Here is a 19,126-nt window from a genome sequence, read left to right as displayed (position 1 = left end):
CATTGGAGGCGATTCGCGGTGTTTTTGCCATCAATGCCCCTAAGTAAACCTTTCATATTTCATGCCCAACTCCCCTGCTACAAGCGTAGACTCCTGCAATAACTCTAGGGCGCTATGATCTGTCAGCATTAGCGTTTCCTTCCGGCCGGCATTGCCGCTATTAGATTTTTGGGCAAAAAAATCCTTTAGACCCATGCCGGACATGTTATCAACGTAGGCAGCTGTACCGCCGTAAAACAGGATATCCTTTTGGACATCGTAGTAGCCATGGTCCCCCTCGCCATCGCCTAATTTCAAAATACATCCCATGGGAAAGGCATTCTTGATAATTTTCAATATATCATCGGCATATGTATTCAGCAGCTGTTTCTGCGCCCTGATTTTTAGGCTGATTTTATTGCTTCTGCTGATGTACTCCTCGACTTTGATATCATCTCCAAGACTAAGGTATGCTTCGTTGTTTTTATCGCCACAGAAAAAGCATCCGATATCGAGCGGGAGGCCGGTTTTGCTCAGATCATCAAGTGCCGGGGAACGAAATTTTTGGGGCTCGGTAGATTTGCTTTTCACATACTCCGCCAACAAAAAACATGGCTGTTTTAAAAGAGGATGGGCATTTGTCAGAATATCGAATTCACGATGTTTTTTTGCAGTGTCAAATTTCATCACCACAGTATAAACATCACTCTTTTTGAAAAAATCGTTATACTTCAATATGAAACGTTCAAGCATGTCGGGTATCTCTTTAGTCTTGATTTTTACAAGAGTATCTTTTATGCCAGCCATGCTTAGCACTAAATTGTCGCCAATGTTAGCGACACTCAAAACTCGATTATTGGATAACTCGAACTTCAAACTTCCCATATCGGCATTCGATTCCAAGAAAAAAAATATGTAAAAAGTATACAGATCATGAAAATGAAGTTCTTTTTTTTCAGCGCTAAGGGTGTTAAAGACAATAATAGTTTCATCGGCTTCAATAGGTTCAAAGGTGCTGTTTTGTGGACGTCCGCCATTAATGCTTAATTTAAGCAGCTGAAGCGTCTTTTTTCGGGCGAATCGTTTTGGGTGATATTCTCGCTGTTGATGGCGCACAAAGGCGTATGTGGGTTATGGGTTATGGACTCTGGGAGCATAAATTCCCCTTTGCAGAATATGATATGTTGAAGCGAAATGGAAAGTGAGGTAGAACATATATAATAACTACCTTATATTACATACAATGCTTAAGAAAGCGAGACTAAAGACTGAAATTATCGTTTGCCCAGAAATATGACTTACATTTAAGCACCATTACACATTAAGCCGGGATATCGATTTATAAATTGTTTCTATTCAGAATTATTTTGTTTACTACATTATTCATAGCTTGTTCAATAATGATCTTTGCTGTAGTTCATCACCTTTAACGTCATCGCTACAGCGGTTCGCGAAATAATATCTATCCGTTTAGGCTTTTATGCCGAGCTGTTAAAAAAGTCCCGATGCTTCCACCAGGGCTTAATTTTATTTTAAAAACTCTTCACGAGGTATGCCCGTTTCTTCTGACACAATGCCGGCGACGTCCAGCATTTCCTCGGCGTCATGATCGGTCAGCGTCAACGTTACTTTATAATCAATGTTATCGCTGTTGAACTTTCTAGCGAAATATTCTTGCAAACTCAAGCCGGACATACCAATAGCGTAGGAGTTTTTTCCACCGGAAAACAGGATATCTCTTTGTACGTCATAGTAGCTATAATGTCCCACGCTACCGCCGACCTTCAAAATGCAACCCTGGGGATAAGCGTTTTTAAGGTAATCACATAGGTAATCGACGTTTTCCCTCAGATCTTTTTCCGCAGCTCTTATTAGGAGGCTGGTTTTGCTCTTGACGCTGGCGTATGTTTGGGCTGCAATTTTACCTATTGAAACCTCTTTTTCCACTCCAGAGAAAAGGCAGCCGAAATCAATCTGCAAGTTCATTTCAGCAATTTGTTGAAGTGAATCTGGTAATTTAAAATTTCCAGGATCTGTCGCTTTGCTCCTAAGATATTCCGCTACCAAAAAGCAGTCCTGCTTTATTTCTGGGTGGGCATCGGTCAGAATTTGCAATTCTTCAATCTTGTCATTAATATAGATTATCAGTCCTTCATTATTTTTATTATTTTTATTAGCGTCATGGATTTTGTCTTTTGAACTGACGGCGGCATAAAGTTCAGTGTGCCTGAAAATTTCGACGTTTTTAATTATATGTTGGCGAATTATTTCCGGAATCTCTTGAATCTTGACGTTTTCAACGATAGCGAGATGATCCCCGATGGCGAGCACCATGCCATCACCGCTATTTTCGATATCAAGCAATAGGTTATTCGATAGCGGGATAGGTAGTCTTTCGACTTCGGCAGCCGGGTCCGGTATCGACGATAAGTATAACTTAAGCAGGTCGTTGCTATAATCCTCTTTCTGCGCGGCGTCGAGTTGGTCAAAATCTGGACAACCTCCTTCTATGCATTCGCTCAGCCGCTGTAGCGTCATTTTGTCAGGCGAACCGGTCTGGGTATTGTCCTCGCTGTTGGATATATACAGAGGCATATGGGGTTGCTGTGTTATGGATTCTGGGTACATATCTCACCCTTTGCTGAATATGAAATGTTGAAGCGTAATGGACAATGGAGTCGAGTAAATAGACTGACCGCCATATCCTACAGGCAACACTTAAGAAAGGAAGACCGAATGTGTTGAAATAAAGGATCTGTCCAGCAAGTTGATTTATATTTAATATTCGTTTTAAATTGAATTCATAAATTTTATTGAGAAAAATAATTTTACTTCACATATTTTGATATGTAGCACAACCTGTTCATGAATTACCTCTGGCTTTTTCTCAACCCGCAAAGCCATTGCTATATTGGGCCGCCCAATGATATCCATGAGTTTTTAAGGTGCCTGTAAAAATACCGTCCCCATGTTCGCGCCCACTTAAGGAGCCGTGCGGGGCGAAGCCAGTGCCCTTAACTCAGCCGGCTCCAGAAAAAAACGGCGATTGCCCGCCAAATGCTTCACCATAAAATCGATGAAAGTGCGTACCCGCAGCGGCAATTCCGTTCGCTGGCCGTAATACATGTATATGCCTTCATGATCGGTGACATGCTGAACCAAGAGCGGTATCAGCCTGCCGCTGCGGATAGGTTCGGCGGCGGTGAAGCTACCCAACTGGCCGATACCCAGCCCGTCGAGTACCGCCTGGGCCTCCCCTTCGATATCATTGGTGCAAAAGCGGGGGGTAACATCCTGATACACCAGTTCGTCCTTCACGCGAAACTCCCAGGGAGCGATTTTTCCGGTATTCGCCGTGCGGTAACCGGTACAGGAGTGCCGGGCAAGCTCTTCTATTGAGGCCGGCGCCCCGTACCGTTCAATGTAAGACGGCGCTGCGCAAACGATCATCTGAATCGGCAGCAAATGACGCGCGATGGCCCCCTCCGATGGCAAAGCGCCGCCGCGGAATCCCACATCCGCCCGATCCCCCGCAAGGTCGGTAAAACGGTCTTCGAGCTGGATATCCAACTGCACTTCCGGATAAGCATCGCAAAACGCCATAAAATAGGCATGAAACAACGATAGTCCCAGCGCCCTCGGGGCGCTGACCTTCAATGGCCCCTCAATCACTTCTGTGGAACGTCGCGCGGCGGCATAGGCGCCTGAGACCAGCTCAATGCCTGGTTTCACGCTGTCTAGAAAGCGCTGCCCTTCCTGCGTCAGGCTTAATTTGCGCGTGGTGCGATGGAACAAGCGGATACCGAGGCTATTTTCCAATTGCATCACCGCCTGACTGGCCGCCTGGGGCGAAATTCCCTGATCGATGGCGGCTTTGCGTAAATTACCCAGCGCAGCGGCACGGATAAAAGTGGTTATCGCGCGAATTTCATTCATGGGCCGTCCCGTGATTCGCAAGTAAATGCGGATTATCAGTCTAGCAAATGTCATCTAGTTTATTACAAACCACTCCTTATACTTTCTTTACTTTCGCAGAAACGGGACAAACAGCATGAAAACTTCCTCGGAATTCAAACACGTCTGGTTTATAACCGGTGCGGCACGCGGGTTCGGCGCACTGATCGCCCAGGCCGCGTTGGCGGAAGGCGACGCGGTGGTCGCCACCGCCCGCAACCCCGACGCCATCGTTGAGCGCTTGGGCCTATCCCCAGGGCTATTGCCGCTAAAAATGGACGTGACCGACTCGGAACAAATGCATGCCGCGGTAAAAGCGGCGTTAGCCACCTTCGGGCGGATCGATGTGCTGGTGAATAACGCCGGATTCGGTCTGCTGGGAGCGATTGAAGAATCGGCCCTGTCGGATGTGCGGCGCATGTATGACACCAATGTGTTCGGCCTGTTGAGTGTGACTCAGGCGGTATTGCCGCAGATGCGCCAGCAGCGCGCCGGACATATCATCAATTTCTCCTCCATCGGCGGTTATCGTTCCGCCGCCGGATTTGGCGTGTACTGCTCCACAAAATTTGCCGTTGAAGGCCTGTCCGAGGCACTGCATGACGAACTCAAACCGTTGGGCATCAATGTAACGGTGGTGGAACCGGGTTATTTCCGCACCGATTTTCTCGATGCGTCTTCCCTGACCAAAGCCGATCATATCATCGACGATTACGATCAGACCGCCGGCGCGGTGCGCCGGGTCGCCGCCACGCTGAATCACAACCAGCCCGGCGATCCTCTCCGTCTGGCAACCGCGATAATCCAACTGGTGAACGCCGGGACGCCGCCCCTGAGATTGCCGCTGGGGACGGATACCCTGGCGGCGATAGCCAAGAAAAATGCCCTGGTTGAACAGGAGATGAACGCCTGGGCCGCGCTGTCAGCCTCCACGGACTTTCCCGACTAAAGAGGTGTGTGGAATAAATCTCAAAGGATGATGGATTCCACGACCTATAAGGAGAACGGCCATGTTGAGCGTAAAGCATTTTACTGTCACTAGGGTCAGAAATCGTTATGTCGGCGTTGCGTTGGCCTTGCTCTTATTAGCCCTGGCGCCCGTGCCGGTTGTATGGGCACAAGAGAATAGCCGGAGCACTGCTGAGCAGAACAAGGCGATGGTGCTGTCCGGTTTTGACGCTTGGAAAAAAGGCACCGGCAGTCCATTTGAATTCTTTGCCGATAATATGACCTGGACAGTGGTGGGACGCTCGCTTGCCTCCAGGACCTATCACGGCCGTCAGGATGTGATGGATAATCTGTTGAAACCCTTTAACGCCAGGTTATTGGGGCATCTGGTGCCTACTGTCCATAACATCTACGCCGACGGCGATACGGTTATCGTCTATTTCGACGCGGCCGGAACGGCCCGGGACCACCAGCCCTATCGTAACTCCTATGCCTGGTTTCTGACCTTTAAGGATAAAAAGATCGTTAACGCTACCGCTTTCTACGACAGCATCGCGTTTAACGATCTTTGGCGCCGCGTGCAGCCTGCATCCTGAACTTTGACTACGCATGCTGTCTGCATCTTAAGCATTGTCAGTACGTGCAGGCCGCATCCTAAGCAACGCAGTTCACTCGACCTCGGTTTAGGGCCAGATGTTCTGTGGTTGTAGTTACCCCAATATTGTTACCCCTGATGTAGTTACCACCGAACGAGCGGATAAAGAAAATGCAAACACAACAAAAACCAGTGTGGTTTATTACCGGCTGTTCCACCGGGTTCGGCCGCGAGCTGGCCGGGCTGACCCTGTCGTTGGGCTACCCTACCGTGGTGACGGCGCGTAATCCCGATCAGGTTAAGGATATCATCGCCGGCCATGAAGACCATGCCCTGGTGCTGAAGCTGGACGTGACGCAGCAGGATCAGATTGATGACGCCGTCAGCGCCGCGAACAAACATTTCGGCCGTATTGACGTATTGGTGAATAACGCCGGTATCGGTTATTTCGGTTCGTTTGAAGAGAGCCGGATGGGCGATGTGCACCGGATGTTCGATATTAATGTCTGGGGCCTGACCGCCATGACCCGGGCGGTGCTGCCGACCCTGCGCCAACAGCGCGGCGGTACGATAGTGAATATTTCCTCCATCGGCGGCATTACCACCTTTCCGGCGCTGAGTTTTTACCATGCCAGCAAATTCGCGGTGGAGGCGCTTTCCGAGTCGCTGTCGCAGGAGGTGGCGCCGTTGGGTATCAAGGTTTTGCTTGTCGAGCCCGGTCCGTTCCGGACCGATTGGGCCGGGCGGTCGGCCGCCGAAGCGCCGCAGTCCATTGCCGATTATGCCGAGACCGCCCATAAGCGGACGCAGGTCAGCCGGGGCTATAGCGGAAAGCAGATGGGGGATCCGAAACGTGCCGTGAAAGCTATCGTCCAGGCGGTGGAGGCAGATAACCCGCCGCTGCGATTGCTGTTGGGCAACGCCGCTCTGGAGAATGCCTATAAAAAGATCTGGCTGCTGCAGCGGGATTTTGACGGCTGGGCCGAGGTAACCAAAGGGGCGGACTTCCCGGCGGGGGAATAGGATCAGGGAATGTGGGGAGCGCTCCCTATTACCAGCTTGTTGCACGATCGGTGGTAGCGGGCATACCGTGGCATGGGGCGCTCCGCGGCCGACAATGGCCGCTCCGACCCCATCGCCACGGTCTCCCTTTAACAGGCTCGATTCATGCCGCGGTGATAGTCTGCTTCAGCTGCGTAAATAGGCCCGCGCGCCATCCAGGAACATTTGGGTGGAGAGCATCACCAGCAGCAGGCCCATCAGCCTTTCCAACGCATTGACCCCTTTATCACCCAGCAAGCGCAAAAACAGCGTGGATTGCATCAGTATAATTACCGACAGGCCCCATGCTATTAATAACGCCACCACCAAGTGCGGAATCCGCAGCGGATATTGATGGGACAACAGCATCAATGTCGCCAGGATAGAGGGACCGGCCACCAGCGGAATCGCCAGCGGCACCAGAAAAGGTTCTTCCCCGGCCGGCAGCCCGCTGCCGCCGCTATCCGGGGTGGGGAAAATCATTTTTAACGCAATCAGGAACATGATAATGCCGCCGGAAATCGAGACGGTTTCCGTTCTCAGGTTGAGAAAAGATAAAATGCGCTCGCCGGCGAACAGAAACAGCAGCATAAGCAGCAGCGCAATCAGCATTTCACGAATGACAATTATTCGCCGCCGTTTAGGTTCCAAATGCTTTAATACCGACATAAAAATCGGCAGGTTTCCCAATGGGTCCATGATTAAAAATAATAAAACGGTAGCCGAGATCATTTCAGTCATCATTACCTCGAATTTCAGCTTTATCCCACGCGTCGTAAACCTTGTCCTTCAGGACGGGGAGGATGCTCACCCGTCAATCCCACTCCTTGAGGCTATTATTAGCGACGCTGCTGAAAAATTTCCTCTAATCGAATAATTTCACTTGCAGCAATTCAACCACTTTTTGTAAGGTGGTCTTTGTGTATCCTGCAAGTTCCATGCAGCCAGACACCATCAAGTCTCTTTGTCACCCTCCAAGGCAGGACAGTTAACATGAAAAACGTTGGTTTTATAGGCTGGCGCGGTATGGTCGGTTCGGTACTCATGCAACGCATGAGCGAAGAACGCGATTTTGACGCCATCCGTCCGGTATTCTTTTCAACCTCCCAGCATGGCCAGGCTGCGCCGGTCATCAACGGACAACAAGGGGTGTTGCAGGATGCCTATGATCTGGACGCGCTCAGCGCGCTGGATATTATCGTCACCTGCCAGGGCGGCGATTATACCAACGAAATCTATACAAAGCTGAAGGAAATCGGCTGGCAAGGGTACTGGATTGATGCGGCGTCCTCACTACGCATGAACGATGATGCCATCATCATCCTGGATCCGGTGAATCAGGCGGTTATCCAACAGGGCCTGAACGACGGAATCAAGACGTTTGTCGGCGGCAACTGCACCGTCAGCCTGATGCTGATGTCCCTGGGCGGCCTGTTTGCCCAGGATCTGGTGGAATGGATTTCGGTGGCCACCTACCAGGCGGCTTCCGGTGCCGGTGCCCGCCATATGCGCGAACTGCTGGTACAAATGGGGCAACTCCATAACGAGGTAGCCAAAGAGTTGCAGGATCCGGCTTCAGCGATTCTGGATATTGAACGTAAAGTCACGGCCCTGACCCGTAGCGGTACCCTGGCGACGGATAACTTCGGCGTGCCGCTGGCGGGCAGCCTGATTCCCTGGATAGATAAGCAGTTGCCTAATGGCCAAAGCAAGGAAGAGTGGAAAGGGCAGGCGGAAACCAACAAGATCCTGAATACCGCACATGTCATCCCCATTGATGGTTTATGCGTGCGTATCGGCGCATTGCGCTGCCATAGCCAGGCATTCACCATCAAGCTTAAACAGGATGTCGGATTGCCGGATATAGAACAGATGCTGGCAACCCACAACGATTGGGTCAATGTGGTGCCTAACGACCGCGAGCTGTCGATACGTGAACTGAGCCCGGCGGCGGTGACCGGCACGCTGAAAACGCCGGTGGGTCGTTTACGTAAGCTGAACATGGGTCCGGAGTACCTTGCGGCGTTTTCCGTGGGGGATCAATTGCTATGGGGCGCGGCTGAACCATTACGCCGCATGCTGCGCTTATTGGCCTGATCTTCCTCCACTCTCCGCCGGTCCTCCGTCAGGGGACCGGTAAACGACTGCCAGGTTAACCTTTCTTTATCCCACGTCAATATATTAATAAAACTTAACAGTTATTCTCCTTATCTGTGATCGATCTCGACTTATTGCAATGATTTTCAAAAGGAATCTTGCGCTGAAATGATGTATTTTCAATAGTTTAATAAATGATTTAAATTTTCATTGTTGAGTATTAATCTTTCCTTTAAACCTTTGTCTATGCTTATTATTGAATGGGTATGATTACACCCGCGGTGTAATACTCCTTTGAAGGGATTTCTGAGCACGTTGCCACCCCCTGTTTTTCTTGCCGCTACTCTCGGCAAGAATTTCTGCGCTTTGGGGAAGCTGGGATACGTGATTAAAGGATACGAACTGATTTTTTGGAAATATTCTTTTATTTCATGGAGTAATCTAAGGAAGAATACCATGTCGGGATTTCCGGGCCATGAGGTCATCACAGCTTTGGTTTCAGGACGTTATGCGGATCCCTTTTCATTTTTGGGGATGCATATCACCAGCGAAGGATTGGTGATCAGGGCTTTATTACCTGACGCCAGTGCCGTGACATTAATTGAGAGTAAAACTGGGCGTAAAATCACAGAATTAAACTGTGAAGATGCCCGCGGTTTTTTTTCGGTGCTATTAAGCCGGCGAAAAAAACCGTTTCGATATCAATTAGCCGTCACCTGGCATGAGCATACTTATACTATTGAAGATCCATACCGTTTTGGGCCGTTACTGCAGGATATCGACAGCTGGCTATTGGCCGAAGGCACCCATTTAAGACCTTATGAGCGGCTGGGCGCCCACCCCGACGTTTTGGACGAGGTTGAGGGCATGCGCTTCGCCGTCTGGGCGCCCAACGCCCAGCGTGTTTCAGTGGTGGGTCAGTTCAATTTTTGGGACGGGCGGCGGCATCCCATGCGCCAGCGGCGCGAAAACGGCATCTGGGAATTGTTTTTGCCGGCGGTGACCGTCGGTCAGCTGTATAAATATGAAATTATCGACTGCAATGGCGAGACCCGCCTGAAGGCGGATCCCTATGCCTTTGAAGCCCAGATGCGCCCGGAAACCGCCTCGGTTACGCGGGGAATCCCGGCCATCGCCGATGCCGACCCCGGCAGGAACGCGGCCAATGAGCGCCATCAGCCCATCTCTATCTATGAAGTGCATTTGGGCTCCTGGCGACGCCACGTCGAAAACAACTACTGGCTCAGCTACGGGGAATTGGCCCGGCAGCTGGTGGATTATGTCAAATACATGGGGTTTACCCATCTCGAACTGCTGCCCATCAACGAACATCCTTTCGACGGCAGTTGGGGTTATCAGCCGCTGGGTATCTACGCCCCCACCCGTCGTTTCGGCACGCCGGAAGATTTTCGGCTGTTTATCGACGCCGCGCACCAGGCCGGCATCAATGTGCTGTTGGACTGGGTACCCGGCCATTTTCCCGGCGATGAATTCGGCCTGACGAAATTTGACGGCACCTCTTTATATGAATATGCCGATCCCCGCGAAGGGCTGCACCAGGACTGGAATACGCTGATTTATAATTACGGCCGCAACGAGGTACGCAACTATCTGGCGGGCAATGCCCTGTTCTGGCTGGAGCGGTACGGTATCGACGGGCTACGGGTGGACGCCGTGGCGTCGATGATATATCGCGATTACAGCCGGCCGGCGGGCCAATGGGTGCCCAATCACTACGGCGGCAATGAAAATCTCGAGGCAATCGCCTTCCTGCGTTACACCAATCATACCGTCGGCACCCAGCGGGACGGCGCCATCACCGTGGCGGAAGAATCCACCTCGTTTTCCGGCGTCACCGCCCCGCCGGATTCCGGTGGGCTGGGGTTCCATTACAAATGGAACATGGGCTGGATGAACGATACGCTGCGTTATATGCAGCTGGATCCGGTCCATCGCAAATACCATCACCACCAAATGACCTTCAGCATGGTCTATGCGTACAGCGAAAATTTTGTCCTGCCGCTGTCCCATGACGAAGTGGTGCATGGCAAACAATCCATACTCAACCGCATGCCCGGAGATGTGTGGCAAAAATTCGCCAACCTGCGCGCGTATTACGGCTTTATGTGGGGACATCCCGGCAAGAAGCTGCTGTTTATGGGCAATGAGTTCGCCCAATGGAAAGAATGGAATCACGATGTCAGCCTGGATTGGCACCTATTGGACGATGCCGACAATATGCACAGCGGCGTGCAGCGGCTGGTGCGCGATTTGAATCAGTGCTACCGGCAGCATTCACCGTTATACGAACTTGATTACCGCTATGACGGCTTTGAATGGCTGGTGGCGGACGATGCGGAAAATTCGGTATTTGCGTTTTTGCGCCGGGACAGCCAGGGCAATGAAATGATCATCGTCAGTAATTTTACCCCGGTGCCGCGCCTGGGATACCGCATCGGCATTCCGACCGCCGGCCGCTGGCGCGAAGTGCTCAATACCGACTCCCAGTACTACAACGGCAGCAATATGGGCAACAGCGGCGAGCTTCACAGTGAACAGGTCCCCAGCCATCACCGGGAGCACTCCCTGCTGCTGACCGTGCCGCCGCTGGCCACCATTTTCTTGGCCAGGGAGGCGTGATGATTCCACGGCACACCGGTTCCCCGGCGTTACCGGAAGCCTGCTTTGAGGGTGAAGGCGGGCTGCGCACAGGCTCCGCCGCGCCCATGGCGGTCGGTGACGGTGGAAACACGATGCCCGTTAAACCCATCGTGCCCGATGCGAATGGCGGAAACGCGATGTCCGTTGAACCCATCGCGCCCGATGCGAATGGCAAAAACGCGATGTCCGTCGGACCTGCCGTATCCATAGACGCTGGTAAGGATGGCATTCACCACATCTCAATCGGTGCAGCGTCGCCCTTGGGGTCAAGATTTAACGGCACGGGCGTCAACTTCAGCCTCTATTCCGCCCATGCGGAACGGGTGGTGTTATGCCTGTTTGATGAACAGGGGCGGGAGAGGCAAGTGGATTTGCCCGGACGTACCGGGGATATCCGGCACGGCTATCTGGCCGGCGTGAAACCCCGCCAGCGTTACGGTTATCGTCTTCACGGCCCGTTCGACCCCGCAAAGGGACTTCGCTTTAATCCGGCCAAGCTGGTCATTGATCCCTGCGCACGTGCGCTGGAGGGCAAGGTGCCGGACCATCCGGCCCTGAACGGCGGTCTGGAACGGCCAGATGCGGCGGATAGCGCGCCGGTAATGCCGAAATGCCTGGTGGTGGATGAGCATTACGACTGGCAGGACGATGAATTTCCCGCCGTGCCATGGGGCAAGACGGTGATTTATGAAGCCCATGTACGGGGCCTGACCCGACTGCATCCGGATATCCCGGAGGCGTTGCGCGGCAGTTATGCCGGCCTGGCGCACCCGCTGATGGTTGCTTATCTGCGACACCTTGGCGTTACCGCCGTGGAGCTGTTGCCGGTGCAACTGCATGCCGATGAACCGCGCCTGCAGCGTCAGGGACTGCGCAATTATTGGGGCTATAACGTTCTGGCGCCTTATGCGGTAGAGCCGGGTTACGCTTCCGGCCTTGACGGGAAAACCGCCCTGGATGAATTCCGCGACATGGTAAAGGCGCTGCACCGGGCCGGTATCGAAGTGATCTTGGACGTGGTGTTCAATCATAGCGCGGAGCTGGACCTGCCCGGGCCGACCCTCTCCCTGCGCGGAATCGATAACGCCGAATATTACTGGCTGGACGAGGGTGGTGATTACCGCAACTGGACCGGTTGCGGCAATACCCTGCAACTGAGCAACCCGGCGGTCACCGCCTGGATGCTGGATTGTCTGCTGTTTTGGCGCCGGACCTGCCATGTGGACGGCTTTCGTTTTGACCTGGGCACCGTGCTCGGACGCACGCCGGATTTCGTGCGCGACGCGCCGCTGTTTGCCGCGTTGCGGAACCATCCCGACCTGGCGGGCTGCAAGTGGATTGCCGAACCCTGGGACATCGGGCCCGGCGGGTATCAGGTAGGGCGATTCCCGCCGCCGTTCGGCGAATGGAACGACCATTTTCGTGACGATATGCGCCGGTTTTGGCTGCACGGCGATGTGCCGCTGGGGCTCTTTGCCCGGCGTTTTGCCGCCTCCAGCGATCTGTACGGCGCCGAAGGGCGCGACCCCTGCGCCTCGGTGAATATGCTCACCGCCCACGACGGTTTCACCCTCCAGGATGTGGTGAGCTACAACGAAAAGCACAATCAGGCCAACGGTGAAAACAACCGTGACGGGGCGGGCGATAACCACAGTAATAACCACGGCCATGAGGGCCCCGACGCGGAACCGTCGATCCGGCAGGCGCGGCGTGACAGCCAGCGGGCCTTGCTGGCAACGCTGTTATTGTCCCAGGGCACGCCGATGCTGTTGGCCGGCGACGAACTGGGTCACAGCCAGCAGGGCAATAACAATGCCTATTGCCAAGACAACGAACTGACCTGGCTGGACTGGCGGCAGGGAGATCGCGAACTGGCGGACTTTACCGCCGCCCTGATCCGCCTGCGCCAAAAAATACCCGCCCTTACGGAAAACCGCTGGTGGCGAGAGAACGATGAACAAACGGTGCTTTGGTTGAATATAAACGGGCAGGCATTGAGCGCGACAGAGTGGGAAGGGGGCGAACGGCGAATGCAAATCCGGCTCTCCCGAGATTATCTCTTTGTGATCAACGCCACGACAAAAGCCTGTGAAATGACCTTACCTGATGGGAAGTGGACGCTAATTGCACCATTTGAGCGCCCAGAACAACCGGGATCGGCCGACCACTTATTCGTGGAAGCCCGTACGGTTTATGTGCTGGTAAAACGATAATAAGGAGTCGGCCATGGTTAGGTTTGAAAGTAGTGACCCGGTAATGTTGGCCAGACAATTACCCATTCAATCCGTTGCGCTGATTCTGGCGGGCGGACGTGGTTCCCGTCTGAAGGATCTGACCGCTAAACGCGCCAAACCGGCGGTACATTTTGGCGGAAAATTCCGCATCATAGATTTTGCGTTATCCAACTGCCTGAATTCCGGTATTCGCCGTATCGGCGTGATTACCCAGTACCAGTCCCATACGCTGGTGCAACACATCCAGCGCGGCTGGTCGTTTCTCAATGAGGAAATGAACGAGTTCGTCGATCTGTTGCCGGCACAGCAGCGCTTCGCCACCGAAAACTGGTATCGCGGCACGGCGGACGCGGTGTATCAAAACCTGGATATCATCCGCCGTTACCGCGCCAAATATATCGTCATCCTGGCGGGCGATCATATCTATAAAATGGACTACTCCCGCCTGCTTATCGATCATGTGGAAAAAGGGGCGAAATGCACGGTGGCTTGTTTGCCGGTGGAGCGTCTGGAAGCCAGGGATTTCGGCGTCATGGCGGTTGACGAAGAGTACCGGGTGCTGGATTTTGTGGAAAAACCGGCGGATCCGCCGGCCATGCCCGGCTCGCCGGATCAGGCGTTGGCCAGCATGGGCATCTATGTCTTTGACGCGGATTATCTGTTCCAACTGCTGGAAGAGGACATGCTCATCGACAGCTCCAATCATGATTTCGGCAAGGATATCCTCCCGAAAGTCACCGCCGCCGGAGAAGCCTGGGCACATCCCTTTACTCTCTCTTGCGTCTCCTCCGCCGAGGATAATTCGGCGCCGCCTTACTGGCGCGACGTCGGTACCCTCGACGCCTATTGGCGCGCCAATCTCGACCTGGCGTCGGTGACGCCGGAACTGGACATGTACGACCAGCAATGGCCGATCCGCACCCATATGGAACCGCTGCCGCCGGCCAAGTTTGTTCAGGATCGGGCCGGTAATCACGGCGTGACCCTGAATTCTCTGGTGTCCGGCGGCTGCATCCTTTCCGGCACCCATGTCATGCATTCCGTCCTGTTTCCTCGGGTCAGGGTGAACTCATTTTGCACCCTGGATGAAGCGGTGGTATTGCCGGATGTCAATGTGGGCCGATCCTGCCGGCTACGGCGCTGCATTATCGATCGCGCCTGTTCCATTCCCGAAGGCATGGTGATCGGTGAGAACGCCGAAGAAGACGAAAGACGATTCTATCGCTCTGAAGAAGGAATCGTACTGGTGACACGCAAAATGCTGGCAGGCCTCAGTTAGGGAAGCCTTTACCCCATAGCTTTCGCGTTGCCGTCAACACAGCTGCAATGTGAAAGATGACGGGTATGCACGTTGGCGGTCATTGAACAGCAACAAGATAACAAGATATAGATGGGAGCGATAATGCAGGTTTTACATGTATGTTCCGAACTTTTTCCCTTACTGAAGACCGGCGGGCTGGCCGATGTGGTCGGCGCGTTGCCCGCCGCTCAAATTATCGAAGGCGATGATGTGCGGGTACTGCTGCCCGCATTTCCGGATTTACGTAAGGGCATTCCGGATACCCGCATCATTAATGAGTTCGATGCGTTTAATCATCACGTCACGTTATTGTACGGCCGGTTTAACGGGGTCGGCATCTATCTTATCGATGTCCCCAGTCTCTACGATCGTCCGGGCAGCCCCTATCACGACCAGGATCAGTATGCCTATATGGATAACTACCTGCGTTTTGCGCTATTGGGCTGGGTGGGAAGTGAAATGGCCACCGGGCTGGACCGGACCTGGCAGCCGGATATTGTCCAGGCCCACGATTGGCACGCCGGATTGACCTGTGCCTATCTGGCGGCCAAAGGCCGGCCGGCAAAATCGGTGTTCACGGTGCACAACCTGGCTTATCAGGGGCTGTTCTCCGCGCGCCATCTGCCGGAACTGGGTCTGCCCGAGGGCTATTTCCAAACCTATGGCATGGAGTTTTTCGGCCAGATTTCTTATTTAAAAGCCGGGCTGTTTTTTGCCGATCACGTCACCACCGTCAGCCCCACCTATGCCAAGGAAATCACCCAACCGGCATACGGCTACGGCATGGAAGGACTGCTGATGTCCCTGCAATCACAAGGGCGTCTTACGGGTATTCTTAACGGTGTCGACGACGCTATCTGGAACCCGACCCACGATCCCATGCTCTCCACCCGCTATAACCGCGACGTGCTGGAAGCCAAGGTCCATAACAAACGTCATTTGCAAACCGCCATGGGCCTGACGGTGGATGAAAAGGTCCCGCTGTTTGCCGTGGTCAGCCGCCTCACCAGCCAAAAGGGGCTGGATCTGGTGCTGGAAGTCCTGCCGGATTTACTGGATCAAGGCGGCCAGCTCACGCTGCTGGGGGCCGGCGACGCCACCCTGCAACAGGGCTTTCTCGCGGCGGCGGCGGAATACCCCAGTCAGGTGGGGGTGCAACTGGGCTACCATGAAGCCTTCTCCCATCGCATTATCGGCGGCGCGGACGTGATTATGGTTCCCAGCCGCTTCGAACCCTGCGGGTTAACACAGTTATACGGCCTTAAATACGGCACATTACCCCTGGTGCGGCGCACCGGCGGGCTGGCGGATACGGTGACCGACAGCTCGCTGGAAAATCTCTCCGACGGCATCGCCAGCGGTTTTGTGTTTGAGGATGCTACAGCGGCCGCTTTACAGCGGGCAATCCGCCGGGCTTTTGTGTTATGGTCAAGACCTGCCCTCTGGCGCTATGTTCAGCGACAGGCAATGGGGCTGGATTTTAGCTGGCATGTCGCCGCCCGGGCTTATCAGTCTCTGTATCAACGCTTGTAGATATTCACTGATGGGGAATGAATGTCATGAACTCACCGTTTATTTATGCCTCACCCACGCTCAGCGTTGAAGCGCTGAAACATTCCATAGCCTATAAGCTTATGTTTACCATCGGCAAAGATCCTTCCGTCGCCAATAAACATGAATGGCTGAACGCGACGTTACTGGCGGTGCGGGATCGCATGGTGGAACGCTGGCTGCGTTCCAATCGCGCCCAGCTGTCACAGGATGTGCGCCAGGTATATTACCTCTCGATGGAGTTCCTGCTCGGACGGACCCTGTCCAATGCGCTGCTGGCCATGGGCATTTATGACGATACTAAAGCGGCCCTGGAGGATATGGGGTTTGAGCTGGACGACCTGCTGCAAGAGGAAAACGATCCGGGGCTGGGCAACGGCGGGTTGGGACGACTGGCCGCCTGCTTCCTGGATTCCATGGCCACCCTGGCGCTGCCGGGACGGGGTTACGGCATTCGTTACGAATACGGCATGTTCAAACAAAACATTGTCAACGGACAGCAGGCCGAATCGCCGGATTATTGGCTGGAATACGGCAACCCGTGGGAATTTCCCCGCCACTCCACCCGTTTTAAAGTCCGTTTCGGCGGCCGGGTCCAGCATGAAGGCGCCAAAACCCGCTGGGTGGAAACGGAAGAAGTCCTGGCGTGCGCTTTCGACCAGATCATCCCCGGCTTTGATACCGATGCCACCAATACGCTGCGGCTGTGGGGCGCGCAGGCCAGTAACGAAATCAACTTGGGTAAATTCAACCAGGGAGATTATTTCGCCGCGGTAGAAGATAAAAACTTTTCCGAAAACGTATCGCGGGTGTTGTATCCGGACGATTCCACCTATTCAGGCCGCGAATTGCGCCTGCGCCAGGAATACTTTTTGGTTTCCGCCACCATGCAGGATATCCTGAATCGCCACTGGCTGATGCATCAGACCTTCGATAATCTGGCGGATAAAATCGCCATTCACCTTAATGATACCCATCCGGTGCTCTCTATCCCGGAATTGATGCGCCTGTTAATCGACGACCATAAATTCACCTGGCAACAGGCCTGGGATGTGGTCTGTTCCGTCTTCTCCTATACCAACCACACCTTGATGAGCGAAGCGCTGGAAACCTGGCCGGTGGAGATGATGGGCAAAATCCTGCCCCGGCATTTGCAAATCATCTTTGAAATCAACGACCATTTTCTGAACGGCGTGCAGGAACAGATACCCGATGACTCCGCCCTGTTGTCGCGGGTGTCGATTATTGATGAGAACGATGGCCGACGGGTCAGAATGGCCTGGCTGGCGGTGATTGCCAGCCATAAAGTGAACGGCGTATCCGCGTTGCACTCGGACCTGATGGTACAATCCCTGTTTGCCGATTTTGCCCGTATTTTCCCCGATCGCTTTTGCAATAAAACCAACGGCGTCACGCCGCGCCGCTGGCTGGCGCTGGCAAACCGTCCTCTGTCGGCGGTGCTGGATGAGAACATCGGCCAGACCTGGCGCACCGATTTGAGCCAGCTGGAAGAGATAAAAAGCCAAATCGATTTCCCGGCCTTTATCCAGGACATCCAAAAAGCCAAGCTGAGCAATAAACGGGCCTTGGCTATCTATTTGGCGCGGGAACTGAACGTCGTCACCGATCCGGCGGCCCTGTTTGATGTGCAAATAAAGCGTATTCACGAATATAAACGACAGCTGCTGAACGTGCTGCACATCATTACCCGGTACAACCGCATCAAACAGGATCCGGACCTGGATTGGGTGCCACGGGTCAATATTTTTGCCGGTAAAGCCGCGTCGGCCTATTACATGGCAAAACATATTATCCATTTGATCAACGACGTTGCCGCGGTGATCAACAGCGATCCGGTGGTGAAGAACCGGCTAAAAGTGGTTTTTATCCCGAATTATGGGGTTAGCCTGGCGCAATTGATCATCCCGGCGGCGGATCTGTCGGAACAGATCTCACTGGCGGGCACCGAGGCTTCCGGCACCAGTAATATGAAGTTTGCCCTCAACGGCGCGCTGACTATCGGCACGCTGGACGGCGCCAATATCGAAATGGGCGAACGCATGGGAGATGAAAATATCTTTATTTTCGGCAATACCGCCGAACAGGTGGAGGAACTGCGGCGTAAAGGCTACAACCCGCGCCAGTATTTTGAACAGGATGCCGAATTGAACCAGGCGTTAACGCAAATCGCCACCGGCGCCTTCAGTCCCGGCGAACCCAATCGCTATCGCAACCTGTTCGATACCCTGGTAAATTTCGGCGATCATTACCAATTGCTGGCGGATTATCGCAGTTATGTGGATACCCAGGATAAGGTGGATGTTCTCTATCGCAATCAGGATGAATGGGCGCGTCGTGCCGTGATGAATATTGCCAGCATGGGGTATTTTTCCTCCGACCGCACCATTCAGGAATATGCCGACGAGATCTGGCATGTGAAGCCGATACGGTTGTAGCAGAGTCACGCACTCTTATTTAGCCGCCGATGGGGGAATCCTCGTCGGCGGAAATCTTTGCCAGGCAATAAAAAATGATATTTATTACGCGTTAACTATAAATATAATCCCCCCTCTTATGTAATTACTCTTGACTTGAATATAGTCTGGCGAAGGTTAAGCGCGAATTTCGCGGAATGAAAGTGTAATGTTCATCACAAATCAGCTATTTAAAATCAATGTAACCACAGTAAAAAAAGAGTTAATAAATAAATCGTATAAATTAAAAAACCTTATATTACAACCATTAAAAAACAGTTTAGTCATTCAG

General features: G+C 53.1%; 13 protein-coding genes. 9 read left to right on the top strand and 4 right to left on the bottom strand.

The window, feature by feature from the left end; translation table 11 throughout:
* Positions 1 to 39: 39 nt before the first annotated feature.
* The 3 genes from HB631_RS20225 to HB631_RS20215 all read right to left on the bottom strand — a co-directional run bounded on the left by HB631_RS20225 (position 40) and on the right by HB631_RS20215 (position 3,915).
* A complete protein-coding gene (locus HB631_RS20225; protein ID WP_213992987.1) occupies positions 40 to 1,095 on the bottom strand; it encodes a hypothetical protein in 1,056 nt (351 codons plus the stop codon).
* 411 nt (positions 1,096 to 1,506) lie between these two features.
* On the bottom strand, positions 1,507 to 2,607 hold the full coding sequence (locus HB631_RS20220; RefSeq protein ID WP_213992986.1) for a hypothetical protein: 1,101 nt from the start codon (positions 2,605 to 2,607) through the stop codon (positions 1,507 to 1,509).
* A gap of 354 nt (positions 2,608 to 2,961) precedes the next feature.
* Complete coding sequence (locus tag HB631_RS20215) at positions 2,962 to 3,915, bottom strand: LysR family transcriptional regulator (protein ID WP_213992985.1); 954 nt, start codon at positions 3,913 to 3,915, stop codon at positions 2,962 to 2,964.
* 115 nt (positions 3,916 to 4,030) lie between these two features.
* Between HB631_RS20215 and HB631_RS20210 the strand changes: the two genes are divergently transcribed.
* The 3 genes from HB631_RS20210 (at position 4,031) to HB631_RS20200 (ending at position 6,499) form a co-directional block, all read left to right on the top strand.
* On the top strand, positions 4,031 to 4,882 hold the full coding sequence (locus HB631_RS20210; RefSeq protein WP_213992984.1) for an oxidoreductase: 852 nt from the start codon (positions 4,031 to 4,033) through the stop codon (positions 4,880 to 4,882).
* A gap of 61 nt (positions 4,883 to 4,943) precedes the next feature.
* Positions 4,944 to 5,477: a nuclear transport factor 2 family protein gene (locus HB631_RS20205; RefSeq protein ID WP_213992983.1), complete on the top strand. Its 534-nt coding sequence runs from the start codon at positions 4,944 to 4,946 to the stop codon at positions 5,475 to 5,477.
* Between the two features lie 170 nt (positions 5,478 to 5,647).
* Positions 5,648 to 6,499 carry an oxidoreductase gene (locus HB631_RS20200; RefSeq protein ID WP_213992982.1) on the top strand — a complete coding sequence of 284 codons (852 nt, stop codon included), beginning with the start codon at positions 5,648 to 5,650 and terminating at the stop codon, positions 6,497 to 6,499.
* A gap of 165 nt (positions 6,500 to 6,664) precedes the next feature.
* Here HB631_RS20200 and HB631_RS20195 read toward each other — a convergent pair whose 3' ends face one another.
* A complete protein-coding gene (locus tag HB631_RS20195; protein ID WP_213993049.1) occupies positions 6,665 to 7,258 on the bottom strand; it encodes a YhgN family NAAT transporter in 594 nt (197 codons plus the stop codon).
* Positions 7,259 to 7,510: 252 nt separating this feature from the next.
* Here HB631_RS20195 and asd point away from each other — a divergent pair, with 252 nt between their 5' ends.
* The 6 genes from asd to glgP all read left to right on the top strand — a co-directional run bounded on the left by asd (position 7,511) and on the right by glgP (position 18,816).
* The gene (gene asd, locus HB631_RS20190; protein WP_213992981.1) at positions 7,511 to 8,614 is read left to right on the top strand and encodes an aspartate-semialdehyde dehydrogenase; all 1,104 of its coding nucleotides are present in this window, start codon (positions 7,511 to 7,513) and stop codon (positions 8,612 to 8,614) included.
* A gap of 456 nt (positions 8,615 to 9,070) precedes the next feature.
* A complete protein-coding gene (gene glgB / locus HB631_RS20185; protein WP_213992980.1) occupies positions 9,071 to 11,254 on the top strand; it encodes a 1,4-alpha-glucan branching protein GlgB in 2,184 nt (727 codons plus the stop codon).
* Positions 11,254 to 13,488, top strand: a complete 2,235-nt coding sequence (glgX, locus tag HB631_RS20180; RefSeq protein WP_345945727.1) for a glycogen debranching protein GlgX — start codon at positions 11,254 to 11,256, stop codon at positions 13,486 to 13,488. The genes glgB and glgX overlap by 1 nt, the downstream gene beginning before the upstream one ends.
* Before the next feature lie 13 nt (positions 13,489 to 13,501).
* Positions 13,502 to 14,788, top strand: coding sequence for a glucose-1-phosphate adenylyltransferase (glgC, locus tag HB631_RS20175; RefSeq protein ID WP_213992979.1), 1,287 nt, complete (start codon positions 13,502 to 13,504; stop codon positions 14,786 to 14,788).
* Positions 14,789 to 14,911: 123 nt separating this feature from the next.
* Positions 14,912 to 16,342, top strand: a complete 1,431-nt coding sequence (glgA, locus tag HB631_RS20170; protein ID WP_213992978.1) for a glycogen synthase GlgA — start codon at positions 14,912 to 14,914, stop codon at positions 16,340 to 16,342.
* A 26-nt stretch (positions 16,343 to 16,368) separates the two neighbouring features.
* Complete coding sequence (gene glgP, locus HB631_RS20165; protein ID WP_213992977.1) at positions 16,369 to 18,816, top strand: glycogen phosphorylase; 2,448 nt, start codon at positions 16,369 to 16,371, stop codon at positions 18,814 to 18,816.
* Positions 18,817 to 19,126: the final 310 nt, after the last annotated feature.

The sequence above is a fragment of the Sodalis sp. dw_96 genome (assembly GCF_018449575.1).
Lineage (GTDB): Bacteria > Pseudomonadota > Gammaproteobacteria > Enterobacterales > Enterobacteriaceae > Acerihabitans.
Note: the sequence above shows the minus strand (reverse complement) of the source record. Positions and strands in the feature narration are given on the sequence as shown.